The organism is Streptomyces sp. NA02950, from assembly GCF_013364155.1.
GTDB lineage: Bacteria > Actinomycetota > Actinomycetes > Streptomycetales > Streptomycetaceae > Streptomyces.
The window spans coordinates 7,262,101-7,288,812 of the sequence record NZ_CP054916.1; the positions used below are offsets into that span (position 1 = coordinate 7,262,101).

Annotated in this window: 22 protein-coding genes; 9 read left to right on the forward strand and 13 right to left on the reverse strand. The window is 72.9% G+C overall.

What is annotated here, in order from left to right; genetic code table 11:
- The first annotated feature begins 47 nt into the window (after positions 1 to 47).
- Positions 48 to 824, forward strand: coding sequence for a dimethylargininase (gene ddaH / locus HUT19_RS31965; RefSeq protein WP_176183780.1), 777 nt, complete (start codon positions 48 to 50; stop codon positions 822 to 824).
- Positions 825 to 843: 19 nt separating this feature from the next.
- Here the strand turns inward: ddaH and HUT19_RS31970 are convergent, their stop codons facing one another.
- Positions 844 to 1,956, reverse strand: a complete 1,113-nt coding sequence (locus tag HUT19_RS31970; protein ID WP_176187542.1) for a DUF5925 domain-containing protein — start codon at positions 1,954 to 1,956, stop codon at positions 844 to 846.
- 187 nt (positions 1,957 to 2,143) lie between these two features.
- Here HUT19_RS31970 and HUT19_RS31975 point away from each other — a divergent pair, with 187 nt between their 5' ends.
- Together HUT19_RS31975 and HUT19_RS31980 are read left to right on the forward strand one after the other, a co-directional pair.
- The gene (locus HUT19_RS31975; protein ID WP_176183781.1) at positions 2,144 to 2,542 is read left to right on the forward strand and encodes a hypothetical protein; all 399 of its coding nucleotides are present in this window, start codon (positions 2,144 to 2,146) and stop codon (positions 2,540 to 2,542) included.
- A gap of 731 nt (positions 2,543 to 3,273) precedes the next feature.
- Complete coding sequence (locus tag HUT19_RS31980; RefSeq protein WP_176183782.1) at positions 3,274 to 4,080, forward strand: SGNH/GDSL hydrolase family protein; 807 nt, start codon at positions 3,274 to 3,276, stop codon at positions 4,078 to 4,080.
- A gap of 2 nt (positions 4,081 to 4,082) precedes the next feature.
- On the opposite strand, the gene HUT19_RS31985 is transcribed toward HUT19_RS31980, so the two are convergent.
- The 4 genes from HUT19_RS31985 to HUT19_RS32000 all read right to left on the reverse strand — a co-directional run bounded on the left by HUT19_RS31985 (position 4,083) and on the right by HUT19_RS32000 (position 10,502).
- Positions 4,083 to 5,804 (reverse strand): serine/threonine-protein kinase, encoded by a 1,722-nt coding sequence (locus HUT19_RS31985; protein ID WP_176183783.1) that lies wholly within the window; start codon positions 5,802 to 5,804, stop codon positions 4,083 to 4,085.
- A gap of 44 nt (positions 5,805 to 5,848) precedes the next feature.
- Positions 5,849 to 7,465: a sulfite exporter TauE/SafE family protein gene (locus HUT19_RS31990; protein WP_176183784.1), complete on the reverse strand. Its 1,617-nt coding sequence runs from the start codon at positions 7,463 to 7,465 to the stop codon at positions 5,849 to 5,851.
- On the reverse strand, positions 7,462 to 8,814 hold the full coding sequence (locus HUT19_RS31995; RefSeq protein ID WP_176183785.1) for a lipopolysaccharide assembly protein LapB: 1,353 nt from the start codon (positions 8,812 to 8,814) through the stop codon (positions 7,462 to 7,464). Before HUT19_RS31995 ends, HUT19_RS31990 begins: the two co-directional genes overlap by 4 nt.
- Positions 8,815 to 8,993: 179 nt before the next feature.
- Complete coding sequence (locus tag HUT19_RS32000) at positions 8,994 to 10,502, reverse strand: DUF4331 domain-containing protein (RefSeq protein ID WP_176183786.1); 1,509 nt, start codon at positions 10,500 to 10,502, stop codon at positions 8,994 to 8,996.
- A 222-nt stretch (positions 10,503 to 10,724) separates the two neighbouring features.
- On the opposite strand from HUT19_RS32000, the gene HUT19_RS32005 reads away from it, so the two are divergent.
- On the forward strand, positions 10,725 to 10,988 hold the full coding sequence (locus tag HUT19_RS32005; RefSeq protein WP_176183787.1) for a hypothetical protein: 264 nt from the start codon (positions 10,725 to 10,727) through the stop codon (positions 10,986 to 10,988).
- A 157-nt stretch (positions 10,989 to 11,145) separates the two neighbouring features.
- Here HUT19_RS32005 and HUT19_RS32010 read toward each other — a convergent pair whose 3' ends face one another.
- A complete protein-coding gene (locus HUT19_RS32010) occupies positions 11,146 to 11,946 on the reverse strand; it encodes an ABC transporter permease (RefSeq protein WP_176183788.1) in 801 nt (266 codons plus the stop codon).
- Positions 11,943 to 12,905: an ATP-binding cassette domain-containing protein gene (locus HUT19_RS32015; RefSeq protein ID WP_176183789.1), complete on the reverse strand. Its 963-nt coding sequence runs from the start codon at positions 12,903 to 12,905 to the stop codon at positions 11,943 to 11,945. Before HUT19_RS32015 ends, HUT19_RS32010 begins: the two co-directional genes overlap by 4 nt.
- Positions 12,906 to 12,969: 64 nt before the next feature.
- Here HUT19_RS32015 and HUT19_RS32020 point away from each other — a divergent pair, with 64 nt between their 5' ends.
- Positions 12,970 to 13,692, forward strand: a complete 723-nt coding sequence (locus HUT19_RS32020; protein WP_176183790.1) for a TetR/AcrR family transcriptional regulator — start codon at positions 12,970 to 12,972, stop codon at positions 13,690 to 13,692.
- Between the two features lie 32 nt (positions 13,693 to 13,724).
- Here the strand turns inward: HUT19_RS32020 and HUT19_RS32025 are convergent, their stop codons facing one another.
- From HUT19_RS32025 to hmgA, 3 genes are all read right to left on the reverse strand, one after another.
- The gene (locus tag HUT19_RS32025) at positions 13,725 to 14,933 is read right to left on the reverse strand and encodes a type ISP restriction/modification enzyme (RefSeq protein WP_176183791.1); all 1,209 of its coding nucleotides are present in this window, start codon (positions 14,931 to 14,933) and stop codon (positions 13,725 to 13,727) included.
- A 621-nt stretch (positions 14,934 to 15,554) separates the two neighbouring features.
- Positions 15,555 to 16,304, reverse strand: a complete 750-nt coding sequence (locus tag HUT19_RS32030; protein ID WP_176187544.1) for a GntR family transcriptional regulator — start codon at positions 16,302 to 16,304, stop codon at positions 15,555 to 15,557.
- 99 nt (positions 16,305 to 16,403) lie between these two features.
- Positions 16,404 to 17,741, reverse strand: a complete 1,338-nt coding sequence (gene hmgA, locus HUT19_RS32035; RefSeq protein ID WP_176183792.1) for a homogentisate 1,2-dioxygenase — start codon at positions 17,739 to 17,741, stop codon at positions 16,404 to 16,406.
- 76 nt (positions 17,742 to 17,817) lie between these two features.
- On the opposite strand from hmgA, the gene HUT19_RS32040 reads away from it, so the two are divergent.
- The 4 genes from HUT19_RS32040 (at position 17,818) to HUT19_RS32055 (ending at position 23,810) form a co-directional block, all read left to right on the forward strand.
- On the forward strand, positions 17,818 to 18,477 hold the full coding sequence (locus HUT19_RS32040) for a TetR/AcrR family transcriptional regulator (RefSeq protein ID WP_176183793.1): 660 nt from the start codon (positions 17,818 to 17,820) through the stop codon (positions 18,475 to 18,477).
- A 167-nt stretch (positions 18,478 to 18,644) separates the two neighbouring features.
- A complete protein-coding gene (locus tag HUT19_RS32045) occupies positions 18,645 to 20,903 on the forward strand; it encodes a molybdopterin-dependent oxidoreductase (RefSeq protein ID WP_176183794.1) in 2,259 nt (752 codons plus the stop codon).
- 120 nt (positions 20,904 to 21,023) lie between these two features.
- Complete coding sequence (locus HUT19_RS32050; RefSeq protein WP_176183795.1) at positions 21,024 to 22,514, forward strand: CitMHS family transporter; 1,491 nt, start codon at positions 21,024 to 21,026, stop codon at positions 22,512 to 22,514.
- Between the two features lie 87 nt (positions 22,515 to 22,601).
- On the forward strand, positions 22,602 to 23,810 hold the full coding sequence (locus HUT19_RS32055; protein WP_254886256.1) for an MFS transporter: 1,209 nt from the start codon (positions 22,602 to 22,604) through the stop codon (positions 23,808 to 23,810).
- Positions 23,811 to 24,228: 418 nt separating this feature from the next.
- On the opposite strand, the gene HUT19_RS32060 is transcribed toward HUT19_RS32055, so the two are convergent.
- The 3 genes from HUT19_RS32060 to HUT19_RS32070 are packed head-to-tail and all read right to left on the reverse strand — an operon-like array spanning position 24,229 to position 26,348.
- Complete coding sequence (locus HUT19_RS32060; RefSeq protein ID WP_176183796.1) at positions 24,229 to 24,522, reverse strand: DUF1330 domain-containing protein; 294 nt, start codon at positions 24,520 to 24,522, stop codon at positions 24,229 to 24,231.
- 33 nt (positions 24,523 to 24,555) lie between these two features.
- Positions 24,556 to 25,989: an MFS transporter gene (locus HUT19_RS32065; RefSeq protein ID WP_176183797.1), complete on the reverse strand. Its 1,434-nt coding sequence runs from the start codon at positions 25,987 to 25,989 to the stop codon at positions 24,556 to 24,558.
- Entirely contained in the window at positions 25,986 to 26,348 is a 363-nt protein-coding gene (locus tag HUT19_RS32070) for a MarR family winged helix-turn-helix transcriptional regulator (protein WP_176187548.1), read from the reverse strand. Before HUT19_RS32070 ends, HUT19_RS32065 begins: the two co-directional genes overlap by 4 nt.
- Positions 26,349 to 26,712 lie beyond the last annotated feature (364 nt).

The window sequence follows — 26,712 nt, forward strand, 5'->3', positions numbered from 1 at the left end:
CCCTGCCCGCACAACGGCCCGCGCCCGCACGCTCACCAAGGAGCCCCATGACCAGCCGGAAAGCCCTCGTCCGACGCCCCAGCCCCCGTCTCGCCGACGGGCTGGTCACCCACATCGACCGAAAGCCGGTCGACCCCGCGCTGGCGCTGCGGCAGTGGGAGGTCTATGTCGTGGCGCTGCGCGCCCACGGCTGGGACACGCTGGAGGTGCCCCCGATGGACGAGTGCCCGGACGGCGTCTTCGTCGAGGACACCATGGTCGTCTACAAGAACGTCGCGCTGATCGCCCGGCCGGGCGCCGAGTCCCGCAGGCCCGAGACCGCCGCGGCGGAAGCGGCCGTGACCGGGCTGGGCTGCTCGCTCAACCGGGTCCGGGAGCCGGGAACGCTGGACGGGGGCGACATCCTCAAGATCGGGGACACCCTCTACGTGGGGCGCGGCGGCCGGACCAACGCCGAGGGCGTGCGGCAACTGCGCGCCGTCTTCGAGCCCTTGGGCGCACGGGTGGTCGCCGTCCCGGTCAGCAAGGTGCTCCACCTCAAGTCGGCGGTCACCGCCCTCCCCGACGGGACCGTCATCGGCTTTCCCCCGCTGGTCGACGACCCTGCCGCGTTCCCCCGCTTCCTGCCCGTCCCCGAGGAGTCCGGCGCCCATGTGGTGCTGCTCGGTGGAGGCAAGCTGCTCATGGCGTCGAGCGCGCCCCGCAGCGCCGAGCTCTTCGCCGGTCTCGGCTATGAGCCGGTCCCGGTGGACATCAGCGAGTTCGAGAAGATGGAGGGCTGTGTGACCTGCCTGTCGGTACGGCTGCGGGAGCTGTACGGCTGAGCGGCCGAAGGGCGGCGTTTCACAGATACAGCCCCGCGTCCGCGTCGCCCGGCTGGACGGGCACCGACGCGGGGCGGGTGCCGCGGCGCAGCGCGAACAGCTCCGCCAGCGTGGCGCCGTCCCGCCCGACGGTGTCCTCCCGGCCGTGGGCGTCGTCGCCGAGCCAGCCGATGGCTTCCGCGCGGGTCAGCTTGCCGACCTCGATCCGGGCCAGACAGCGGCCGGGGCGGACCACGGCCGGGTGCAGCCGCTCCAGGTCCTCGTTGGTGGTCACCCCGACCAGCACATTGCGCCCCTGGCCGAGCAGACCGTCCGTCAGGTTCAGCAGCCGGGACAGCGCCTGGCCCGCGGTGTGCTTGGCCTCGCCGCGGATCAGCTCGTCGCAGTCCTCGAGCAGCAGCAGCCGCCAGCGGCCCTTGGCGGAGCCGTCGTCCTCGCCGATCGCGATGTCCATCAGATAGCCGACGTCGGTGAACAGCCGCTCCGGGTCCAGTACGCAGTCCACCTGGCACCAGTCCCGCCAGGACCGGGCCAGGGTGCGCAGCGCCGAGGTCTTGCCGGTGCCGGGCGGGCCGTGCAGCAGCAGGAGCCGCCCGGCGATGTCATCCGGGGTGATCTTCATCAGCCCGTCCATCGCCTCGGCGACCGGCGCGGTGTAGTTGCCGCGGATCTCCTCCCAGGTCCCGGCGGCGATCTGACGAGTGGTGCGGTGCGGACCGCGCCGCGGGGAGACGTACCAGAAGCCCATCGACACGTTCTCCGGCTGGGGCTCCGGCTCGTCCTCCGCGCCGTCGATCGCCTGCCGCAGCACCTTCTCGGCGAGCGCGTCGTCGACGGCGGTCACGGTCACGTCCGCGCCCCGGTTCCACCGGGACACCAGCAGCGTCCAGCCCTCGCCCTCGGCGAGTGTCGCGCTGCGGTCGTCGTCACGGGCCGCGCGCAGCACGGTGGCCGCGGGCGGCAGCAGGGTCACACCGGACTTCACGCGGTCCACGGAGTGGCTGCGCGCGTACGGCTGCTCCCCGGTGGCGAAGCGCCCGAGGAAGAGCGCGTCGACCACATCCGACGGAGAGTCGCTGTCATCGACGTTCAGCCGGATCGGGAGGGACTGTTCGGCGGGTGTCGCGGGCAGGGCCTGCCTCCTGAGAACGCGGGTCGGTACGTCGGTCAGCGCACCCGCCCCATGATCCAGCACGAGGGGCGTCCACGCACCGGGGTTTGCGGCCGTTTGGCGAGCGGTTCCGAAGAACCCCACTGGAATGGGGGCGTTCACGGACACTCTTACCCTTTGTGGGACGTCAAGGTAAGGACCGGGCGGGTTGACGGCCGCGCGGCGGTGGCGGAGCGGCATGCTGCTCGCCGCCGGTACGGCCGCCCTGGTCGTACTCCTGACCACCTGCACCGGCCGGCCCGGTGAGGGAGAGGGGCCGCGGGGGACGGCGACGGTGACGACAGAGCCGCCGCACCGGCACTCGGCTGGGGATTCATCCATACCCAGTACAGCGCCGGCCAAGGCGCCGCGCGCCGGACGTACGGCCGAGAGGACGCCCCCCGGCCGCCGGGTGCCGCGGAACCAGCACCTCATGGGCTGGGGCGCGGACAACCCCGAGCCGTCGCCGGGCCACGGCGACTCCGCGGCCCCCGACCGCCGGGTCGCCCTGATGCGCCGCACCCGCGCCGCGCCCGTCCTCACCCTGTCTGCGCCCCCGACTGGATGAAGGGCGGCACACCGGGGCGCACCGACTGGTCGCAAGCGTCGTGGAGACCACGCCGAGCCCCGCCCGCCACCAGGACTTCGCCGAGCGTGTCGGGCGAGGGAACCGCTGCGGGCGTGCGGAGGCCGGGACGGTGCACCAGGCCCTGGGCGTCCGAGAGGCCCGGACCGCCCGCCCGCGGCCGAGGGCGAGGGTGAACTCCGGTGCCGGAAAGGGGTTCCCCGGCTCCGGCGCGCCGAGCAGACGGGCCCGCGACCGCATGGCGGTCCAGACCTCCCGGTCCACGGCCGTCAGCTCACCCGGGCCGTATACACCGAACTCCCCGGGCCATTCCTGACTTCTTGTCGTACGGCCTGCCCGACCCGTCGCACCGCGGGTCCGGCGGGCCGCCCGCGTCCCGGCGTGGATCAGCAGGAGCGTGAACGGCGCACGCAGCAGCGCGCCGATAGCTGCTAACGCGCCGCGAAGCCGCGAACGGTTGAGCACTCATCAAGGCCTCGCGCGCCGTGTGCGCCCGGAGTGCGCCCAGGGACGCTTGGGGCTGCCCGCCCCTGACAACGCAAGAATTTTGCCAACTACGCGCATGGATCGGTGCGTTCGACGGGATGACATAGCCATGTCATGTCGCTGAAACATGTGCGCGCGGCGTGACCGACGGTTTCGAACGCGATTGCCCCCGCCCGGGGTGATTGCGCCTCACATCGGCACAGCAGGGACCCTGCTAGGGAGATCGAATGAAACTGTCCAGACTCACGGCGACCGTTGGAGCGCTCGCCGTAGGCGCCGTCCTCGCCCTCACCGGGGCCGGCACCGCACACGCCACCGAGAACAGCGCGGGCCCCGCCTATGTGGCGCTGGGTGACTCCTACTCATCCGGCGTCGGCGCGGGCAGCTACGACAGCTCCAGCGGCGGCTGCAAGCGCAGCACCAAGGCGTACCCCGCGCTCTGGGCCGCCTCCCACTCCCCCTCCAGTTTCGACTTCACCGCCTGCTCGGGCGCCAAGACCGCCGACGTCCTCAACAACCAGCTCGGACCGCTCAACTCCGGCACCGGACTGGTCAGCATCAGTATCGGCGGCAACGACGCGGGATTCGCCGACGTCATGACCACCTGCGTACTCCCCGGTGAGAGCGCCTGCCTCAGCAAGATCGCCACCGCCCGGGCCTTCGCCCAGGACACCCTGCCGGGCAGGCTCGACCAGGTCTACAACGCGATCAGCGCCAAGTCCCCCTCCGCCCATGTCGTGGTCCTCGGCTACCCGCGCTTCTACAAGCTCAACGGCTCCTGCATCGTGGGTCTGACCGAGGCCGAGCGCTCCGCCATCAACGGGGCGGCCGACCTGCTCAACTCCATCACCGCCAAGCGCGCCGCCGACCACGGCTTCAGCTTCGGCGATGTCGCGAGCCGCTTCTCCGGCCACGAGATCTGCTCCGGCAGTGCCTGGCTGAACAGCGTCACCTGGCCCATCGACGAGTCGTACCACCCCAACGCCGCCGGACAGTCCGGCGGTTACCTCCCCGCGTTCTCGGCGGCCGCCTGACCTCAGCCGCCTTGGGACGAGGCCGAATCAGCGGCCGAATCAGCGGCCGAAAAGGAGGCCGAAGAGGAAGCCGAGGAGGAAGCCGAGGAGGAAGCCGAGGAGGAAGCCGAAGAGGAGGCCCCGTCCGTCGGGGCCTCCTCGCACACCACGGTGAAGGACACCTTCTCCGAGGTCACCGCCTTGGGGCTCCGCGCCTCCAGCGCGATCCAGTCCTTGCGCGCCCCGGGAGCCGCCTCCGTATGACGCAGCGTCCGGGACGATCCCGCCGAGCCGCCGGTGAACTCCAGCTTCTGCCAGCCCGGACCGGACACCTCACCGCTTCCGCTGATCCAGCGGTACTCCACGGTCGTGGGCGCGCGGTTCACCGTGACGGTCGCGGTGAAGGACGGCGCCTTGTCCTCCGGCGGGGGGCAGGTGCCGTGGTAGCCGCCGCGCACCGCCTTCACGATGATCGTGATGGTGAGGGACGGCCGTTTCGAGGACGAGGTGCCGTCCGCCGGACGGGAGGCCGTGTCGCCGCCCCCATCTGTACGGCTCGTACTGGCGCGGGGCTCAGGGCGGTCCTTGCCCCCGGCGGCGGGACCGGCGCTGTGCGAACCGCCGCCGCCCCGGGGAGCGTTGCCGTCCTCGCCGTTGTCGTTCAGCAGCGCCCAGGCCAGCCCGCCCAGCGCCAGCCCGGCCAGCAGTGCGCCCGCCGCCAGGGCGGCCACCGCACGGCGGGGCCGGTGGCCGGGCGGCGGCCCGCCGTCCGGCGGCGGGGAGAAGGGAGCGGGGGCGGGGGCGGCGTGGTACGGCGCGGTGTCCGGGCCGTTCGCCGCGAAGCCCGCCGACGGTACGGGTGGTACGGGTACGGGCGCGGGCACCGGGGCCGAGGCGGACCGGGGCGTACCGCCCGCCGCCACCAGCCGCAGCATCCGCTCCGCCTCCGCCGCCGTGAGCCGCAGCCGCGGATCCTTGTGCAGCAGCCCCTCCAGAACGGGCGTGAGCGGTCCGGCCCGGCGCGGCTCCGGCAGCGACGCGTCCACCACCGCGCGCAGCGTGCTCAGCGGGGTGTCCTGGCGGAACGGTGAGACGCCCTCGACCGCCGCGTACAGCAGGACGCCCAGCGACCACAGGTCGGCCGCGGGACCCGGCGGGGCGCCGAGGGCGCGCTCCGGCGCGAGGAACTCCGGCGAGCCCACCAGCTCCCCGGTCAGCGTCAGCGCCGAATCACCCTCCACCACCGCGATACCGAAGTCGGTGAGCACCACCCGGCCGTCGTTGGCGACCAGTACGTTGCCGGGTTTGACGTCCCGGTGCAGCACCCCGACCGCATGGGCCGCCCGCAGCGCGGTCAGCACCTCGGCGCCGATGAACGCCGCCCGTGGGGGTGGCAGGCGACCCTCCGCCTCCAGGACGTCGGACAGGGACAGGCCGCGCACCAGCTCCATCACGATCCAGGGGCGACCGCCCTCCAGCGCCACGTCGTATACCGTGACCACATTGCGGTGCGAGACCCGCGCGGCCGCCCGGCCCTCGCGCTCCAGCCGGGCGTAGAGCCGCCCGATGTCGCGGTCGCCGAGCCCGGCCGGGGCGCGGACCTCCTTGATGGCGACCTCGCGGCCCAGCGCCTCGTCGTACGCCCGCCACACCACGCCCATCCCGCCGTGGCCCAGCACGTCCAGGAGGCGGTAACGCCCGCCTGCCACCCGCTCGCCCCGTCGCCCCGTACCCTCGTCGCCCATGGCCGAGCCCTCCCCCCAACCGAGCAATTCGGGGTGAATGTACCTCAACCGAGCGTAGTTGCGGCCCCCCTGAGCACCAATCCGCATCCGAGCACGAGCACCACGGCTGCCGTGCCCACCGGGGAGGCGCGGTGGAGCGCCGCCAGCAGCCGGTGGCCGCGGCCCGCCGCGGCCGTACGGCGGGCGCTCAGCCTTTCCGCGGCCCGGTGTCCGAGCCGCACCACGGCGAACCCGGCGAGGGTGAGGGTCAGCGCCAGACCCAGCCCGTACGCCAGCACCAGCAGGAAGCCGAACCACGCCTGCCCCAGGGCCGCCGCGCCCACCAGCACGATGACGGCGGAGGGACTGGGGACCAGACCCCCGGCGAAACCGAGCAGCAGTGTGCCGCGGAGGGTGGGCCGCAGCTCATGGGTGTGGCTGTGCCCGTCCCCGTGGTCATGGGTGTGCGTATGGGCGTGGGTGTGCGTAGGGGCGTGGTCGTGGGGGTGCGCGTGGTCGTGGGTGTGGCCCTGCTCGTGGTCATCCGTAGGGCTGTGGCTGTGGCCGTGCTCGTGGTCATGACCGTGGTGATGGTACTGAGGGCTCAGTTGCCGTCGGCGGCGCAGCGCCTTGCGCAGCAGCCGCGCCCCGGCCGCCGAGACCAGCACCCCGCTCGCGATGCCCAGCCAGGAGATCACCGAGGGCGCCGCCGCCGAGCCCGCCGTGACCAGCAGCCCCAGCGCGAACACACCCATCGTGTGGGTGACCGTCACCGACGCGCCCAGCGCCACCACATCGCGCAGCGCACTGCGTCCGCCCGCCGCCGCGGCCGCCGCCATCATCGTCTTGCCGTGCCCGGGGGCCATCGCGTGCATCGCGCCGAGCAGGACGGCGGTGCCGAACGCGGTGAGCGCGAAGCCGAAGGTGATGTCATGGCGCGCCACCATCGAGGTCAGCGCCTCGGTCCAGCGGTCGACACCGCGCGGCAGCACCCCGGAGGCCACCCCCTTCGCCGCCTCGTCGGAGGGGGACGCGGCGAGCGCCGGGCCGCCGGGCCGCGCCCGCAGGGTGACCGAGCGCTGGTCGGCCGGTGAGGAGAGCTGGTCCTTGGGGTAGCTGGTCAGCCGTCGCGAGGCGGAGTCCTTCGGCGCGTCGGAGCCGGAGAGCGTCATCCGGTCGCCCTGGGCCGTCATCTCCCGCCATCCGGGGCCGGTGCCGATGTCCTTCGGACGGTACGAGACGGCCGTCCGCTCATCCCGTGCCAGCGCGGCCGTCAGCCGGCACTCGACGCGCAGTGTCGGCAGCCCCGCCTGGCCGCGCCGAGTGTGTCCGGCGGTGTGGGCGGCGCGCACCGGCACCGCGCGCCCGTCGACGGTCAGTTGCGCCCCGCGTGCGGCGCTTGCGCACCGGCGCGCGGCCCATGTGTCCACCTCACGCGCCGAGAGGGCGTTGTCGCCGTTGCGGTCGATCTCCGGCTTCGCCTGTGAGGAGGGGATCTCGGCCAGGTCCTCGACATGGTCCACCCGCAGCTGTCCGGGGGCGACGACCAGACCGTCGTAGCGGTTGACGGTGAAGTTGCCGAGCGGATGGGCGGAGGCGCTGCCCGCGGGCAGCACGACCAGGGCCGCCGCGCCGGTCAGAACGCCCGCGGCGGCCACCAGACGGCGGACGCGGAACCTCATCCGTCACCGTCCAGCCGCTTCAGCGCCGCCTTCGCCGTACGGGAGGCGGTGGGGGAGAAGCCGGGGTTCAGGTCGAGGGCCGCGCGGAGGTGGCGGCGGGCGTCGGCCTTCTCGCCGAGCGACTTCTCGATCATGCCCCGGTGGTAGAGGAACGCCGCGTTGCGGTAGCCGGGTTCGGCGGCGCGCTCAGTGTAGCCGAGGGCCTTCTTGTCGTCGCCGGTGCGGTGCAGGGCCCAGGCGAGGGCGTCGGCCGTGTGCACCGTCTGCCGCCGCTCCCATTCGGCGCGGGCCGCCTTCAGGGCCTCCTCGGGGTCGCCGTGGTCGGCGGCGACCAGCGCGCTGTCGAGGTCGGTCGCCACGCCGTTGGCCTTCGCCAGGGTGATCCAGGTGTCCACCACGGCGTACTGGCGGCGCCCCTGCGTACGGTCGCCGCGCGCCTCGTACGCCTCGCCGAGGGCCGCCAGCTCCGCGGGCAGCGGATAGCGCTGGACGACCTTCTTCAGATCGCGGATCCCGGCGTCGAGCCGCCCGTCCGCCGCTTCGGTGCGGCCTCGGCCCTCCAGCGCGGGCAGATAGCCGGGGACGGCCCGCAGAGCGGTGTCGTAGGCCTTACGGGCGGTGTCGTACCGGCCCTGGCCCCAGGCGAGTTGGCCGAGCGCGGTGGAGACGTAGGCGATGTCGCTGGGCGAGCTCGCGGAGTCCTTGGCGCGCAGCAGCACCGTGCGCGCCTTCGCCGGGTCGCCGCGCAGTTCCAGGACGTAGGCGAGCCGGGTGAAGACGGGGATGCCGGGGCGGGTGGCGTCGGCGTGCTCCGCGGCCTTCTTCGCGTCCTGGTAGCGGCCGAGTTCGACGAGGGCGTCGACGCGGACCGCCATCGCGGCCTGGCTGTAGGCGTTCACCTTCAGCGCCTTGTCGGCGTCGCGCAGCGCGCCCCGGAAGTCATGGCGGGCGGCGGCGAGCGAGGCGCGTCCGGCGAGCGCGGCGTCGTTGTCGCGCGGCTGGACGGTCAGGGACCGGGCGAACGCCTTCTGCGCCTGCGGATAGCGGGTGGGGTCGCCGGTGCCGCGGGCCTGTTCCACATAGGCGGAGCCGAGCTGGGCCCAGCCCGTCGCGTCCTTCGGCTCGGCGCGCAGATGCTGTTGGAGCGCGCTGATCCGGTCGGTGAGGCCGTCCGCGGAGACCTGCGCGAGCTGGGCCGCGGCGGGCCGCGCGGCGCGGGTCGCGGAGGGCCCGCCGCCGGATCCGCCCGGCCCGTCGATCACGACCGAGGCGGCGGTCAGACCCACCGCGAGCGCGCACACGACCGCGGCGGTGCGGGGCGTGTGAGGGGGGAGTGGCCGAAGAGCCATGGTGACTGTTGCCTTTCGCCGGAACGTACGCCGGGGCGGGACGGGTCAGGGTCGAGGAAGTCGAGGAGTCGAGGGAGTCGAGAAAAGGCGTGAGGGGCGGGGTGGGCGCGGCCGCCGCGCGGGAGGTGCGGGGCCGCGCCCGTGTCCGGTCGCCCGGGGACCGGACACACGCGGACCGGTCAGTGCCTGCGGACCCGAACCGGCCGGCGGCGTGAGCGCCACCAGACGAATGCGAGGGTCAGCAGCAGGACGGCCCCGCCACCGGCCGCCGCGGACCCGGCCAGCAGCATGTTGTCGTCCGAGGACGAGCCGATACCGTCGCCGCCGTTCAGCAGCGACTCCCCGGCGCTCTTCTTGGACGCGAGGGCATCCGAACCGGAGTTGGGCAGCGCCAGATAGGGGAAGGAGCCGCCGAACTTCTGGTCGTTCTCGTCCACCGCGTCGCCCAGGTCGTTCTTCTTGCCGACGAGTTCGCCCTCCACGGCCTGGAGCGAGATGTCCAGCACATCGTCGGTCAGCCGTCGGCCGTTGGGGAATCCGGCGTTGTCACCGTCGAGCACCCCCAGTCGTTTGGGGCTGGCGGTCGGCTTGACGGAGGTGTTGAGCCGGAGTTCCTCGGCGGGGCGTACGTTCGGGGGCTGATTCAGCTTGGGCACGCCGGTGAGGAAGACCTGCACCAGGTCGTCACGGGGCGTCTTCGGCGCCTTGATCTTGTAGATCTGCTCCACCAGCCGGGCCAGTTCCGGGTCCTGGACGAACTTCAGGAACTGGCTGTCGTCCCACGGGGACGAGGCGTTGAACTTGTCCTTGTCCTTGCGCGGGATGACCACCTCGTTGACCAGCGGACTGCCCAGCCGGGAGACCTGCGCCCAGTCGCCGTTGGCCGTCTTGCGGTGGGTGGTGGACCACAGGCCGATCACCGGCTGGTCCTCGGACTGCGTCAGCGTCTTCGTCGGCAGCTGGAGCGCGAGGCTCTGGACGTTGTAGCCCTTCAGGCTGTCCTGCCCCACCTCGGACATGTCGCCGCCGTACAGCAGGTCGAAGACGCGCAGATCGAGGAAGAACGGATCGTCGGCCTGGCCCGCGAACGTCGAACCGCCGCCGGGCAGCTGATAGACCGCCTGGTCGCGCAGGGTCTGGTACTTCGGCATGGACGCCTTGCCGACGTTGGACGGGGCGACCAGCTGGTTCTTCGCGATCTTCTCGCGGGAGACGGCCTTCTGATCCTTCAGATGGATCAGTTCGATGTCATAGGTCTGGAAGAAGTTCAGGTCCTGGTCCTCCAGGGAGGTCACCGGACCCGTGTTGTAGAGGAAGGTGTCCCCGTTGCGCAGGTGGTCCTTGAAGGTCCACCGGAACAGCAGATCGCCCTGGCCGTCCCCGTCGTTGTCCACATGCAGGTCGTAGCGGGCGTCATGGGCGAACTTGTAGAAGTTCGGGCCGCCCGCCGGGTCCTCGAACGGCAGCATGTTGACCACCATGGTGGTCGTGTCGGGCTTGTCGGGGCTGACGAACGCGTACACGTCCGTGGTGTCGTACTGCGGCTGACCGGAGATCAGCGGCGCCTCACGATGGCTGGACGCCTGGGCCGTCTCCGGGTGCAGCACGGCCACACCGGCGGCAGTGAGCCCGCCCGCGGCCAGTGCGCAGCTGACCAGCGCGGCCAAGCTCCTGGTGAATGCGGTCATCCTGTCGGTCCTTCGCACGCTTGTCGGGACTTTCCTTCAAGCAGCAATTCGGGGCCGACGGGCCGATGGCTTGGTCCGTCCGACAATTTGTCCGCGTGTGACAGTTACCGTCAACACCCTTGACGCGGTGGTGAATCCGGAGCACGGGACGCGCGCGTGACGGTTCGGGGAGGTAGGGTTACTCTGCCCGGGGCGGGTGCCCTCGTACGGGTGGGGAGTGTCATGGAGCAGATAACGGTAAGGAGCAGGCCACGAGTGCCTGCGATCAACTGCGGGAGCGGTGCGTCCAGCGCGCGCCTCGAACGCCATCTCGCGGTGATGGGCGGCCCGGCCGTCCCGGAGCGGGAGGCCGAGGGCGCGACGGTGCTGATGCAGGAGCTCACCGCGCGCGACCATGTGCGCGCGAAGAACAGCCGGAGTGCGCGGGTTTCGCTGTTCGCGCCGCTGCGCCGGCTGCGCCGCTCGCTCTTCGGCAGTCGCGGCTGACCCGCCCGGTCCACCGGGTTCTCAGGTTTCCGAGGTTGGTCGTCCGCATCCCGGGCAGGCACGAGAACACCCGGCCCGCTCCAGCCGGTGTGGCCGTGCTGTGAGGCACCGCACACCCGGGCCGTTCCGGGATGCCGACGAAGGATGACGCTCCGGCTCACCGTCCGCCGCGCGCGTAGCGGCGGACGGTGAGCGGCATGAACACCGCCACCAGCAGCAGCGACCAGCCGATCGACGCCGCCACCGGGTGTGCGAGCGGCCAGGCCGCGTCCGGGTCCGCCGCCACGTTCCCGAACAGATCACGGCAGGCGGCCACCACCGCGCTGATCGGATTCCAGTCGGCGACACAGCGCAGCCAGCCGGGCATCCCGTCGGTCGGCACATAGGTGTTGGACACCATCGGCAGCGAGAAGGTGAGGCTGGAGAGCTGGCCCGCGGCCTCCTCCTTGCCCACCACCATGCCCAGGTACTGCCCGATCCAGGCGGTGGCCAGGCGGAACAGCAGCAGCAGCGCGAACGCCCCGAGTGCGGCCCCCGGCCCGCCCCGTATCCGCCACCCCACCGCGAGTCCGAGCAGCGCCAGCGGCACCAGCCCCACGGCGGCGATCAGCACATCCGAGGCGACCTGGCCCAGCGGTACGGCGGCGCGACTCATCGGCAGGGTGCGGAAGCGGTCGATGACCCCGCGCTGCATGTCCTGCGCGGTGCCGATCATCCCGGTGAGGATGCCGCCCGCCGCGATCGAGACGAACAGCCCCGGAACCAGGTACTCGCGGTAGTCGCCCGAGCCCGGCACCTGGATCGCGCTGCCGAAGACATAGCCGAAGAGCACCAGCATCATCAGCGGTGCGACCAGGGTGATGGTGAACAGCGCCGGGGCGTGCCGCAGCCGGGTCAGCTGACGGCCCAGCATGGCCGCGGTGTCGCGGGCGGCCCAGCGGATCGTGGTGTCGCTCATACGGCGGCCTCCTCGGGGGTCGCGGTGCGGTGGGTGAGCCGGAGGAAGACCTCGTCCAGGGTGGGGCGCCGCACCGAGGCGTCGGCCAGCGGCACCCCGGCCGCGTCCAGCTCCCGGACCACCCGGGGCAGGGTGAGGGCGGGGTCGCCCGACGCCGCGCCGACGGTGCGGTGTTCGGCGTTGAGCTCCGGCCGTGAACCGGTGAGGTTGCCGAGGACAACGGCTGCGCCCTCGAGTGCGTCCGCCTCCGCGACCACCACCTCGATCCGCTGTCCGATCGTGGTCTTCAGCTGGTCGGGGGTGCCGGTGGCGACGGTCCGGCCCTGGTCGATCACCACGATGTCGTCGGCCAGCCGGTCGGCCTCCTCCAGGTACTGGGTGGTCAGCAGCACGGTGGTGCCCGCCCGGGCCAGTGCGCGGACGCCGTCCCAGATCGCGCCCCGGCTGCGCGGGTCCAGACCGGTCGTCGGCTCGTCGAGGAAGAGGACGGCCGGTTCGGTGAGCAGACAGGCGGCGAGGTCCAGCCGGCGGCGCATCCCGCCGGAGTAGGTGCGGGCGGGGCGGTCGGCCGCCTCGGTCAGGTCGAAGCGGTCCAGCAGTTCGTCGGCGCGCCGCCCGGCGGCGGCTCCGCGCAGCCGCTGGAGGCGGGCGAAGAGCCGCAGGTTCTCGCGGCCCGTCAGATCCCCGTCCACCGAGGCGTCCTGGCCGGTGACGGCGATCCGGCGGCGCACCGCACGGGGGTTCCGTACGACGTCGTGGCCCGCGACGCGCGCCGTGCCGGAGTCCGGGGCGCTCAGGGTGGTGAGGATGCGGACCGCGGTGGTCTTGCCCGCGCCGTTGGGGCCGAGCAGACCGCAGACGGTGCCGGGCGGGACGGCGAGATCGAGTCCGCGCAGGGCGTGCACATCGCCGAAGATCTTGTGCAGGCTGTCACTAAGTACAGCGTACGTATGTGGCATGCGACTCACTGTAGCTCACTACGTACGCTGTACGTAACTAGGATGGTGGGCGAGGTGATGATCAATGGCAGCCAGTGGCCGGGCGGCCGGGCCGGACGTGATCTGGGCGCTCCCCGAGCGCACCGGCCGTGGCCCGCGCCCCGCGTACACCCGTGACGACATCGCCGAGGCCGCGGTGCGGATCGCGGACGAGGCGGGGATGGACGCGGTGTCGATGCGCCGGGTGGCCGCGGCCGTCGGCTGCGGCACGATGTCGCTCTACAACTACGTGCCGCGGAAGGAGGACCTGGTCGATCTGATGGTGGACCGGGTCGCCGGCGAGTACGAGCTGCCCGGGAAGCCGTCGGGGGACTGGCGGGCCGATATGCTCGGCCTCGCCCGTCAGGGCCGCGCCCTGATGCACCGTCACCCCTGGCTGCCCGCCGCCGTCCTGCCCACCGGCGCCCTGGGCCCCAACGGGCTGCGGTACATGGAGTTCTGCCTCGCCGCGCTGGAGGGCTCGGGCCTCGACGACGGCCTCAAGATCGAACTGATCGGCATGGTCAACGGGGCGGTGATCTCGTACGTCTCCTCCGAGCTGGCCACCGCCCGGCAGCGGCGGGCCTCGGAGCACACGGCCGAACAGCGCCAGGCGGCCCAGGCCGGCTATCTCGCGCGGATCGTCGCGAGCGGCGACTATCCGCACCTCTCCCGCACCTTCGCCGCAGCCCCCGCCGCCGGCGATCCGGACGAGACCTTCGACCGGCTCCTCGGCCGCGTCCTGGCCGGATACGCGGCCGCCTGCTGATTCCCCGGGTCCGCACCCCGGGGGGCGCCCCCTCACACCAGGGCGAACTGGCCCTCCGGGCCCTCCTCGTGGTGGTCGAGCACCGAGGCCGGGCGACGGGCCGCGGCGGGCACCGGCAGCACACCCGCCTCGCGCAGCTCCGCGGCGGCGATCAGCGGGCTGTCCAGCAGCCGGGTGGCCAGGTCGCGGCGGTGAGGGCGGAGTTCGGCGAGCAGCGCCAGCACGGTGATCAGCTCGAGCAGTTCGGAGGTCCAGGCGGACGGCCAGACCCCCGGTACGACCGCCTCCAGGGTCCCCGGCTCACCCCGGGCCGTACGCCGCTCGAACCAGCTCTCCAGCACCCGCACCCCGTGGGCAGGGAACTCCCACGCGCCACGCGGCACCGGGGAAATCCGGCCCTCGCCCAGACACAGGGCCGCCGTCTCCGGGTCGTAGTCCAGGGAGTCCGGCAGGCCGCGCGCGGGGAGCGGAGCGCGTACGTACGGGCGCTGGCCGCCCGGCATACGCGGGCGCTCGCCACTGTGCGCCCCGCGCGTATGCAGCCACAGCGCACGCCGCCCCAGCTCCACGCCCTGCGCCCAGACCTCCGGATCGGCCGTCAGCGGAACGGCGCAGGGCGCGGAGTGCGCCGTGGCGGCGGTCCAGGCGAGCAGATCCGCGGCGGAGACGGGGTGGCCCAGCCGGGCGCCGAGGTGGTCCAGCAACCCCGGCGCGACATTGGGCTCCCGGCCGCCGGGCCGCCGGTAGAGCGGACGGATCCGGCCCGGACGACCCGCCGCGGACCAGCCGTCCGGCAGCACCGCGGAGAAGGTGAGCACCGGCTCGGGATCGGGCCCGGCCGCCGCTTCGACCACATGGATCTGCTGGTCGTCGGCGACCCGCCACAGTTCGGGCCGGGCGGCGTCGATCAGCCGGTGGTCCGGTATCAGCCACTGCTGGTCGAACGGCCCGTACGCCACCCGCACCGGCTCCGGGCACGGACCGCCGGCCCGCACCAGCCGGGCGGTGGAGGTCCGCTGGCCGGGCAGCTGGGCCACGGAGGTGTGCAGGGACCGGGCGCGGGACGGCCGGAACAGCGCGGCGCGCTCCGCCGTGTCCCCGGCGGCCACCAGCCGCTCCCACCGCGCGGTGAGCGAGGCGGCGTCGGGCGCCATCACCCACGCCCGGCCCAGCCGCAGCGGGGCCACGGACCACGGCATCAGGTCCCCAAGCGGTACGTCCCGTTCTCCCACGCCCGGCATGGTATCCACGCACCCCCGAACCCCGCGTCCCCCGCCCGTCGGGGCCGCGGCCCGCGCCCGCCGTCCCGGCCCGCCGCGCCGGAACGCGCACCGGCGCTTCCCGGCGGGGCCGAGCGCGGCGCGCGCGTGGGCGTGCCACCGGCGCACCCACGGCGTGCCAAGCGGCTACCGCGGTCGCTCGTGCTGCCGCGTCCGTCGGCCGTCGTCCCGGACCGCGGCGGCGGGACGCGGACCGCCGTGAGCGCATCCGCGGCGCGCCACTCGGCTGACGGTGGTGCGCCTGGTGCCGCGGCCCGCGTAGCGCCCCGCGCGGCCACGCGAACCGGCGTGCCCCGGCTCGGGGCGTGTGTCGGCCCGCCTTCGGCGGACGGGTAACGAACCACTCGGCCGGCGGCGGGTCGCTCGTGCTGCCGCGTCCGTCGGCCGTCGTCCCGGACCGCGGCGGCGGGATGCGGACCGCCGTGAGCGCATCCGCGGCGCGCCACTCGGCTGACGGCGGTGCGCCTGGTGCCGCGGCCCGCGTAGCGCCCCGCGCGGCCACGCAAACCGGCGTGCCCCGGCTCGGGGCGTGTGTCGGCCCGCCTTCGGCGGACGGACAACGAACCACTCGGCCGACGGCAGTCACTCCGCCTCGAGGGTGACCGTGAAGGAGAACCGGTCGCCGCGGTAGTGGATCCGTGCCACGTCCACCACTCGGCCGGCCTCGTCGTAGGTCACCCCGGTGTAGTGCAGGATCGGGCTGAGCAGCGGGACCTCGAGGAGGCGGGAGGTCTCCGGGTCCGCGAGCCGGGCCTCGACGGTGTCGGTGATCCGGCTGATCCGCACCCCGACCACGTCGCGCAGCACCTTCGTCATCGGCCAGCGCTCCAGATCGGCGAGGTCGATGCGGTCGGCGAGATCGGGGCGGACCAGGTTCTCCGCCCAGTTGGTCGGCTCGTCGCTCCGCCCGTCGCGGCGCAGCCGCCGGTACCCGGCCGCCTCGTCCAGGCCGGGGAAGTACTCCGCCAGTTCCGCCGGGACCGCCGCCGGACCGTGGTCCAGCACCGTCGTCCGCTCACCGGACTGCTGGGCCACGATCGCGTCCACCGAACCCAGCAGCCGTACCGGGGAACCGCGTCGCGCGCTCGGTTCGATGAAGGTGCCGCGCCGCCGGTGGCGGCTGATGAGGCCCTCCGTCTCGAGTTCCTTCAGCGCCTGCCGCATGGTGAGCACGCTGACGCCGTAGTGCTCGGCGAGCCGGTCCTCGGTCGGCAGCCGCAGCGGGTCGTTCGGCCCGCGGCCGAGTATCGAGGCGCGCAGCGACTGCGAGACCTGGTACCACAGCGGCAGCTTGCGGTTCAGGGCCACGGAGTCGGGGGCGAAGGTGGTCACGGGGGCGCGGTCTCCGGTCGCGGTCACGGTCACGGTCCTGGGGGCAGGTGGCGGGTGGCGGACGCCGCGGTGTGCGGGGCAGCACCGCGGCGGGGCCCGTCACGGGCGGAAGTGGCGCTCCAGACCCTGCCATACGTCGTCGTAGCCCGTCTGGAGGTGGTCCGCCGCCATGGCCTGCGGGGTGGCGGTGACCGGCCAGCGCGTCTCGAACATGAAGGCCAGCCCGTCGTCCACCTTGCGTGGTGCCAGCTCGGCGGCGCTGGCGCGCTCGAAGGTCTCGTGGTCCGGGCCGTGCGCCGACATCATGTTGTGCAGGGAGCCGCCGCCGGGCACAAACCCCCCGGGGCCCGCGGTCTTGGCGTCGTACGCGCCCTCGATCAGCCCCATGTACTCGCTCATCACATTGCGGTGGAAGTACGGCGGGCGGAAGGTGTCCTCGCCCACCAGCCAGCGCGGCGCGAAGACCACGAAGTCCACGCCCGCGAGCCCCGGGGTGTCCGACGGCGAGGTGAGCACGGTGAAGATGGACGGGTCCGGGTGGTCGTAGCTGATGGTGCCCAGCACATTGAAGCGGCGCAGGTCGTACACGTACGGCACGTGGTTGCCGTGCCAGGCGACGACGTCCAGCGGGGAGTGGTCGTAGGTCGCCGCCCAGAGGTTGCCGCAGAACTTGCTGACCACCCGCACCGGCCGCTCGACGTCCTCGTACGCGGCCACCGGTGCCAGGAAGTCCCGCGGGTTGGCGAGTCCGTTGGCGCCGATCGGGCCGAGGTCGGGGAGGACGAACGGACGCCCGTAGTTCTCGCAGACGTAGCCGCGCGCGGTCGGGTCCAGCAGCTCCACCCGGAACCGCACCCCGCGCGGGATCAGCGCCATGTGCCCCGGCTCGGCGCGCAGCAGCCCGAACTCGGTGCGCAGCAGTAGCCCGCCGCGCTCGGGGAGGATCAGCAGTTCGCCGTCGGCGTCGCTGAACACCCGGTCGGTCATGGACGCGTTGGCGGCGTAGAGGTGGACGGCCATCCCCGAGCGCTCCGCGGCGTCCCCGTTGCCGCCGAGGGTCCACAGCCCGGACAGGAAGTCGGTGCCCACGGGCGGCTCCGGCAGCGGGTCCCAGCGCAGCCGGTTGGGGTCCGGCACGGTCTCGGTGAACGGCGCGCCCCGCACCGATCCGTTGTCGATCCGCAGATACGGCGGGTGGGCCGCCGAGGGGCGGATGCGATACAGCCAGGAGCGGCGGTTGTGGGCACGCGGCTCGGTGAAGGCGGTGCCGCTCAACTGCTCCGCGTACAGCCCCAGCGGGGCGCGCTGCGGGGAGTTGCGCCCGATGGGCAGTGCGCCGGGCACGGCCTCGCTGCTGTGCTCATTGCCGAATCCGGAGGAGTAGACGAGCCCTTCGGCCGTCTTCCGTGCCTGCTCGGTCCCCGTGCCGTCGTCCATCGTGCGCTCCCGAAGCTCGACCTCGCCGCCCAACCATTCCTATGTCAGACGATAGGAATCGAAGGCGGGAACGTCAATGATCGGGCAGGATGGTGGCGTGCCCATACCGCCCCTCCGCCGTAATCCGGTTCAGCGCCGCAGCGCCGAGCGCCTCGGACGGATCCTCGACGCCTGCGCCGAACTGCTCGACGAGATCAGCTACGAGCAGCTGAGCACCCGTGCGGTGGCCGAGCGCGCCAACGTCCCCATCGGCTCGGTCTACCGCTTCTTCTCCAACAAGCGGGCCATGGCCGAGGCCCTGGCCCACCGCAATCTCGACGAGTACGCCGAGCGGATCACCCGGCGACTGGCGGACTCCGGTCCGGATTGCGGCTGGCGCGAGGCGATGGACATCGTCGTCGACGAGTACCTGGGGATGAAGCGCGGGGCGCCCGGCTTCGCGCTGATCGAGTTCGGGATGCCGGTCCCGGCCACCGGAGTGGCCGACCAGCCCAACTACTTGGTGGCGGACCGGCTGCGCACACTGCTCGCCGATCGGCTCCGCGGTGAGGGGGTGGAGGGGGCCGACGGCGAGGGCGAGGCCGGGGAGCGGCTGCGGATCGCCTTCCTGCTGGCGGTCGAGGCCGCCGACGCCCTGCTGCGGCTGGCGTTCCGGGTGGACCCCGAGGGCGATCCGGCCATCGTCGCGGAGACCAAGGAGCTGCTGCGCGCCTATCTGGCGCGTGTCCTGGACTGAGCCGCCGGCCCGCCGTCCCGTGGAGGGACTGGCCGTCGCGTGGAGGAACTGTCGGGGGAGCGCCATCCCGTGGAGGGAAGGAGTTCACTCCGGCGCCTCCCGGGCATGCGTACCAGTCGGTATGGTGAGGGGTCCCGGCGGACCGAGCCCCCACAGAGGGAGTAGCCATGAGTCCCACTGCCCGTACGGCCCTGCGTATCTGCCCGCTCTGCGAGGCCACCTGCGGGCTGACCCTGACCGTCGAGGAGGGCAGGGTCACCCGGGCGCGCGGCGATGACGACGATGTCTTCAGCCGCGGCTTCATCTGCCCCAAGGGTGCGTCCTTCGGGGACCTGGACGCCGACCCCGACCGGCTGCGGCGGCCGCTGGTCCGGCGCGGCGGACGGCTCCAGGAGGCCGACTGGGACGAGGCGTTCGCCGCCGTCGAGGCCGGGCTGTGGCCGGTCCTGCGCGAGCACGGAGGGCGTTCGGCGGGGGTGGTTCTCGGCAACCCCAACGTCCACACCGTGGCCGGAGGGCTCTACCCCGCGCTGCTGCTGGGTGCCCTCGGCACCCCCAACGTGTTCACCGCCAGCACTCTCGACCAGATGCCCAAGCACGTCTCCAGCGGACTGCTCTACGGGGACGCCAACGCACTGCCGGTGCCCGATGTCGACCGCACCGACCATCTGCTGGTGATCGGCGCCAACCCGATGGACTCCAACGGCAGTCTGTGCACCGCCCCCGACTTCCCCGGCCGGCTGCGGGCGCTGCGGCGGCGCGGCGGCAAGCTGATCGTGGTCGATCCCCGGCGTACCCGTACCGCCAGGATGGCCGACCGGCATGTGGCGATACGTCCCGGTACCGACGCCCTGCTCCTCTTCGCCATGGTGCGGGTGCTGTTCGACGAGGACCTGGTGGCGACGGGGGAGCTGGACGCCCACCTCAGCGGGGTGGCCGAGGTCCGGCGGCTGGCCGCGGACTTCCCACCGGAGGCGGTCGCCGACGCCTGCGACGTACCCGCGGAGGAGATCCGCGCCCTCGCCCGGGAGCTGGCCGCGGCGCCGAAGGGCGTGGTCTACGGGCGGATGGGCTCCACCACCGTCGAGTTCGGCACCCTCACCAGCTGGCTGGTCGACGTGCTCAACGCGCTCACCGGGAACCTGGACCGGCCCGGCGGCATGATGTTCCCGCTCGCCGCCACCGCGCGCCGGGAGCGTACGCCGCGCCCCGGCAAGGGGTTCGCGCTGGGCCGCTGGCACAGCCGGGTCAGCGGCCATCCGGAGGCCAAGGGCGAACTGCCGTCCGTCGCCCTCGCCGAGGAGATCGAGACCCCGGGGGAGGGGCGGATCCGGGCGCTGCTGACGATCGCCGCCAACCCCGTACTGTCCGCACCCGACGGCGACCGGCTGGAACGGGCGCTGGCCGAACTGGACTTCATGGTCAGCGTCGATCCGTACCTCAACGAGACCGCGCGCCACGCCGATGTTGTGCTGCCGCCGCCCCCGCCCAGCCAGAGCCCGCACTTCGACTTCACCTTCAACCACCTGGCCGTGCGCAACCAGGTCCGCTACTCGCGCCCCGCGGTCCCGCTGGACGACGACCGGATGAGCGAGGGCGACATCCTGGCCCGGCTGGTGCTGTGCGCGAGCGGACACGGCGGCGCCGACCCGGCGACCGTGGACGCCATGGCGATCGAGGCCGCGCTCGGCAAGGCCGTCGCCGACCCGGAGTCGCCGGTGCACGGACGGGAGACCGCCGAGCTGACCGCGCTGCTGACCGGTCGCACCGGCGCCGAACGGCGGCTGGACATGATGCTGCGGCTGGGCCCGTACGGCGACGGATTCGGCGCCGACCCCGACGGGCTGACCCTTCAGGCGGTGCTGGACCGGCCGCACGGTATCGACCTCGGCCCGCTGCGCCCGCGGCTGCCCGCCCTGCTGAAGACCCGCAGCGGCACGGTGGAGCTGTGCCCGGAGCCGATCGTGCGCGATGTGGACCGGCTGCGGCGCGCGCTGGCCGACCGGCCCACCGGTCTGGTCCTCATCGGCCGCCGCCATCTGCGCTCCAACAACAGCTGGATGCACAACGTCCCCTCGCTGGTGGGAGGCAGCAACCGCTGCACCCTCCAGGTGCACCCCGAGGACGCCGCCCGGCTGGGCCTGGCCAACGGCGGCCTCGCCCGGGTCAAGGGCGACGCGGGGGAGCTGGAGGTGCCGGTGGAGGTGACCGACGCGGTGCGCACCGGAGTGGTGAGCCTGCCGCACGGCTGGGGCCACGGCCGCCCCGGCACCCGGATGTCGGTGGCCGGGGCCCACGCCGGGGCCAACGCCAACCAGCTCATCGACGGCTCACGGCTGGATCCGCTGTCGGGCACCGCGGTGCTGAACGGCTGCCCGGTGCAGCTGGCCCCGCTCACCGAGCCCAGCGCACCGCTACCGGACTGACCAGGGGTTTTGCGCTTATTGCTCACGCGTCAAGGCCTTGTTAACGCAAAGTTGCGCCACCTAACGTCGCCTCGACCGCCACATCTGGGGGAGTTCACCGGCGAACGTGAGGTAGCCACCATGCTGACAGTCCTCGGATTCGTCATGATCGCGACATTCCTGGTGCTGATCATGATGAAGAAGATGTCCCCGATGGGTGCTCTGGTGCTCATCCCGGCGCTGTTCTGCGTCCTCGTCGGGAAGGGGGCGCATCTCGGGGACTACGTCATCGACGGCGTCGGTGACCTCGCGCCCACGGCCGCGATGCTGATGTTCGCCATCATCTACTTCGGGGTGATGATCGACGTCGGGCTCTTCGACCCGATCGTCCGGCTCATCCTGCGGTTCTGCAAGGCGGATCCGATGCGGGTGGTCGTCGGCACCGCACTGCTCGCGGCGATCGTCTCGCTCGACGGCGACGGCTCCACCACCTTCATGATCACCGTGTCGGCGATGGTGCCGCTCTACCGGCGGCTGAAGATGAGCCTGGTGGTGATGACCGGCGTCGCCGCCATGGCCAACGGCGTGATGAACACCCTGCCCTGGGGCGGACCGACCGCCCGCGCCGCCGCCGCGCTCAAGGTCGACGCCAGCGACATCTTCGTGCCGATGATCCCCGCCCTCGCCGTCGGCCTGCTCTTCGTCTTCGTGCTCGCCTACGCCCTCGGGGTGCGCGAGCGCAGGCGGCTGGGGCTGCTGACGCTCGACGGGACCCCGGCGGAGGAGTCCGAGCAGGTGCTCGTCGGCGCGGGTGCCGGAAAGGCCGGGGCCGGAAAGGCGGGCGCCGGGAAGAAGGGCGGCTCCAAGGCCGCCGCCCACGCTCCCGCCACGGCCACCGGCGGCTCCGGTGGCGGCACGGACGCCGAGGTGGCCGAGAACACCCAGGCCACCGGCTCGACCGGCTCCACCGAGGACGGTACCGACGACGAGTTCCAGGGGCTCGACCCGCACCGCCCCACCCTCCGCCCCAAGCTCTACTGGTTCAACGCGGCGCTCACCCTCGGCCTGCTGACCATGATGGTCATGGAGACGATGCCGATCCCGGTGCTCTTCCTGCTCGGCGCCGCCATCGCCCTCACCGTCAACTTCCCCCACATGGACGACCAGAAGGCCCGGGTCGCCGCCCACGCCGAGAACGTCGTCAACGTCTCCGGCATGGTCTTCGCCGCCGCCGTCTTCACCGGTGTCCTCACCGGCACCGGCATGGTCGAGCACATGGCCCGCTGGCTCGTCGACGGCGTGCCCGACGGCATGGGCCCGCACATGGCCATCGTCACCGGTGTGCTGTCCATCCCGCTGACCTACTTCATGTCCAACGACGGCTTCTACTTCGGCATCGTGCCGATCCTCGCCGAGGCCGGAGCCGCCCACGGGGTCTCCACCCTGGAGATCGCCCGCGCCTCGCTCGTCGGGCAGGCCCTGCACATGTCCAGCCCGCTGGTCCCCGCCGTCTACGTCCTCGTCGGCATGGCCAAGGTCGAGTTCGGCGACCACACCCGCTTCACCGTGAAGTGGGCGGCGCTCACCTCCCTGGTGGTGTTGGCCTCCGGACTCGTCTTCGGAATCATCTGATCCGTGCACAGGACGCCTCCACGGCCCGGTAGGGGCTGGCTGCTGCGCCTGGTCATCGCCTTCTCCTTCGCACAGGCGGCGGTGAGCATGGCCCGGCCCGCCGTCTCCTACCGGGCCCTGGCGCTGGGCGCCGACGCCCGGGCGGTCGGGGTGATCGCCGGGATCTACGCCCTGCTGCCGCTGTTCGCCGCCGTACCGCTGGGGCGCCGCACCGACCACGGGCGGTGCGCCCCGCTGCTGCCCGTCGGTGTCGCGCTGATCGCCACCGGCTGCGCCTTCAGCGCCACGGCCGGAACGCTGCCGGGCATGGCCGCGTGGAGCGGGGTGATGGGCCTGGGCCATCTGGCGTTCGTGATCGGCGCCCAGTCCATCGTGGCCCGGCAGAGCGCCCCGGCCGAACAGGACCGCAACTTCGGCCACTTCACCATCGGCGCCTCGCTCGGTCAGCTCATCGGGCCCGTCGCGGCCGGGCTGGTGGTCTCCGGCCACGACGGCGCGATGGCCCGCACCAGTGCCGCCGCGCTGGCGGTCTCCGCCGCCGTGGCGGCCTGTTCGGTCACCGCGCTGTGGCGTATCGAGCACCGGGACCGGGACGCCCGGCCGGCGGCCGCGTCCGCGGCGGAGGCGCGGCGGGTGCCGGTGCGCGCCATCCTCACGACCCGCGGGGTGGCCTCGGGCATCTTCATCAGCCTCGCCGTGCTCTCCGCGACCGACATCCTCACCGCCTATCTGCCGGTCGTCGGCGAACAGCGCGGGATCTCGCCCTCGGTCGTCGGACTGCTGCTGAGCCTGCGCGCCGCGGCCACCGTCGGCTGCCGGCTGGCCATCACCCCGATGATCCGGCTGCTGGGGCGTACCGCGCTGATGGCCGCCGGCTGTCTGGGCGCGGCGCTGTTGTGCGCGGGCATCGCCCTGCCGCTGCCCGCCTGGGCGCTTGGTGCGCTGCTGGCCGGGCTCGGCTTCTGCCTCGGCGTCGGCCAGCCGCTGTCGATGACCACCGTCGTCCAGGCCGCCCCGGACGGAGCCGGGAGCACCGCGCTCGCGCTGCGGCTGACCGGCAACCGGCTGGGCCAGGTCGGGGCGCCCGCCTCCGCCGGGGTGCTCGCCGGGCTCGCGGGCACCGCCGCCCCCTTCGTCATGCTGGGCGGGCTGCTGCTGGTCTCGGCCGCGATCGCGATACGCCCGCTGCGCACGGGCGGGACCGCGGATGTCTCCGCCCGGAAGACGGGATCCCCCTCCCTCGCACGGGACACCACCGACCCCGCTGCCCGTAACGCGGACACCTCCGGCCACTGACCCGCCCCTTCCGTCCCGTTCGGGACCCTCCCACCAGAGCCGCGCCCTGGGCGGTGCGCGGACTCCTGCCATCGGTGTGGCGATCCCGGCGCGGCCAGGGGGCTTGGGTCCGGCCGGTCGCGCCAGCCCCGAAGTCCTCGTCGTTCCAGAGGCCGTCGAGGCGGTCGCGGATCCACATCGCGGTAGTGCCGGTGGGGGTTGCCGGCGCGGGCGACCCGCGCGGTCAGCGGCGGGATCTCCGATCCGGGCTGGGGCTGGAGGGACATAGCGAACATATCGGCCCTCCTCCGGGAACATGGGCACCATGTTCCTCCGAGCCTGACGCAACCGGACCTGACGCAACGTCACGATCGTTAACTGCTGCCCGTCCTCAGGATTCCCGACAGAGTCCTTCGGCGAAGATCCGACTGGACCTCGGTCAGTCGACGCCTTCGACGATGCGGAAGTCGCGCTCGACGCCGTCGGAGAGGGCGGCCAGCGCCTCCTGGTAGGCCGCGCTCTCGTGCGCCGCGACGGCCTGCTCGAAGCTGTCGAACTCGATCAGGACGGTGCGCTCGGCGAATCCGGCGTCATGCGCCACGACCCGACTGCCACGGGTGAGGATCCGACCGCCCCCGGCCGCGACGGCCGGACCGGCCAGCTTGTTGTAAGCAGCCAGCTTCTCAGGGTCTGAAACGGTGCGGTAGGCGCTGACCCAGTAGCCCTTGGGCATGGAACCTCCAGTGTTGGGATGAGTGCGTCTGACTTACGGGTTGGTCTCGGACGAGCGTCGGCGGGCGAGAGCGAGGCCTGTCAGCGTCGTGATCGCCATGGCGCCGATGCCGACCAGCGCCGCGGTGGTGTAGGCGCTGTCGTCGGGGAAGAGGTGGCCGGGGCCGGTGCCCGCGGCGAGGATCAGGCCGCCGATGGCGCTGCCCAGGGAGTACCCGACGCTGCGGACGACGTAGTTGAAGCTCATGGCGCTCGACGTCTCGCTCTTGGGGGTGACGGCCAGGATGACGCCGGGCATCGCGGCCGAGAAGCCGCCGACGCCGAAGCCGAGCACGGCCATCGCCGCGAACAGTTCGGCCAGGTCCGACCGGGCCGCCGCGAACAGGGCGAACCCGCCGCCGACCACGACGGCGCTGCCGGCCAGGAGCAGGGGGTCGGCGATCCGCCTCCGGACCCGCGGCGTGAGCTTGCCGGCGACGAACCCCAGCACCGAGAACGGGATGAGGACCAGCCCGGCGACGAAGGTCGTCAGCCCGAAGCCGTAGCCGGCGCCGTGCGGCGTCTGCGCGTACCGGGTGATGAGCGTGAGCAGGAGGTACATGCCGATCCCGCCCACGAACATGGCGAGGTTCGCCCCGGCGACCGCCGGGTGCCGCACCGCCCGCACATCGACCAGGGGCGTCGTGCTGCGCAGCTCGATGACGGCCCAGACGCAGAGCAGCACCACCGCGACGACGGCGAGGCCCGCCGCCACGGCGAGGTGCCGGCTCCACAGATTCCGTTCGCCGGCGAGGAACAGCGCCAGGAGCAGCGCAGCGGCCAGGACGACCGCGCCCGCCACGTCCACGTGGGCGGAGCGGCCTTCGGGGGCTTCGGGCATGGAACGCCACGCGGCCAGGAGGGCGGCGGCGGTGACGACCAGGCCGAGGCCGTAGGCGGCCCGTACCCCGCCGAACTCGGCGAGCAGTGCGGCCAGCGGGTAGCCGACGCCGGCCCCGATGATCGAGACCACCGAGATCAGGGCGATCACGGCCGCCCCGCGCTCCTCGGGGAGGTGGTCCCGGGCCACGCCCATCATCAGCGCCGTCAGCCCGAGCCCGACTCCCTGGGCCGCCCTGCCGGCCAGCAGCCACGCGAACGGCAGCGGCAGCACGGTGAGCGCGCTGCCGGCGACGACGACCGCCAGCGTGGTGAGGATCGTGGCCCGCCGGTGCGGGCCGGCTCCGAGCCGGCCCAGGACCGGCGTGGCGACGGCGCCGCTGAGCAGCGCGACGGTCAGCGTCCACTGCGCGCTGCCGAGCGAGACGTGGAACGAGGTCGCCACGCTGGTGATGAGCGGCGCCCCGAGGCTGGCGACCGCCGCCACGACCAGAGCGATGAACATCAGAGCGGGGACCAGCAGCCGCGCCTCGGAACGCGCCGCCGGGAGCGCCTTCACCGCGACCCCGCCGACCGGTTCCCCGGTCACCGCTTCGGCCCTTCGCGGTCCTGGCTTTCGAGCTCTGCCAGATGCTTCAGCGCCGGAAGGGCCGCCACCAGCGCCTCGACCTCGTCGTCGGTGAGCTCGCCGATCAACCGCTCGAACGCGTGGACGCCCGCCTGGTGCCGCGTCCGGACATAGGAGGCGCCGGCCTCGGTCAGGCACACCAGCGTGACCCGCTTGTCGGACGCGTCGCCCCGCCGCTCGACCAGGCCGGACTCCTCCATCACCCGGATCAGGGCGGTCATCGCGGGCTGGGTGACGCCCTCGACCGCGGCCAGATCGGTGATGCGCCGCGGGCCGGTCCGGTCCAGGGTGGCCAGGGTGGCGGCGGACGTCAGGCTCATGTCCCGGGGCAGGCGTCTCGCGGCCCTGGTGGCCAGGCTGTAGAGGGCTGCCCCGATGGCGGCGGACGAGACCGGAGTGGTGTCTTGACGACTCATGCTCGAAGCATAGCATTTTTATATTCATAGTTTATGTAAATGGTCGACTGGCGCGGGCGGCCTCGATCCGCCCCCGCGACGGCGGCCGGCCGCCGCGCTCGGTGCGCGGCCGGAACCTGACGCGCCCGTCGACCAGGAGGTGCTCGTCCAGAACCCCGGCGCGTGGTGGCCATGGCCATCGCTCGACTTGACTGCCGCTGACGAGGTCGGCGCCGACTGTCTCCAGGGGCAAGCAAGCTGGGCAGGCCGGCTCCGGCCTCGCCGAGAT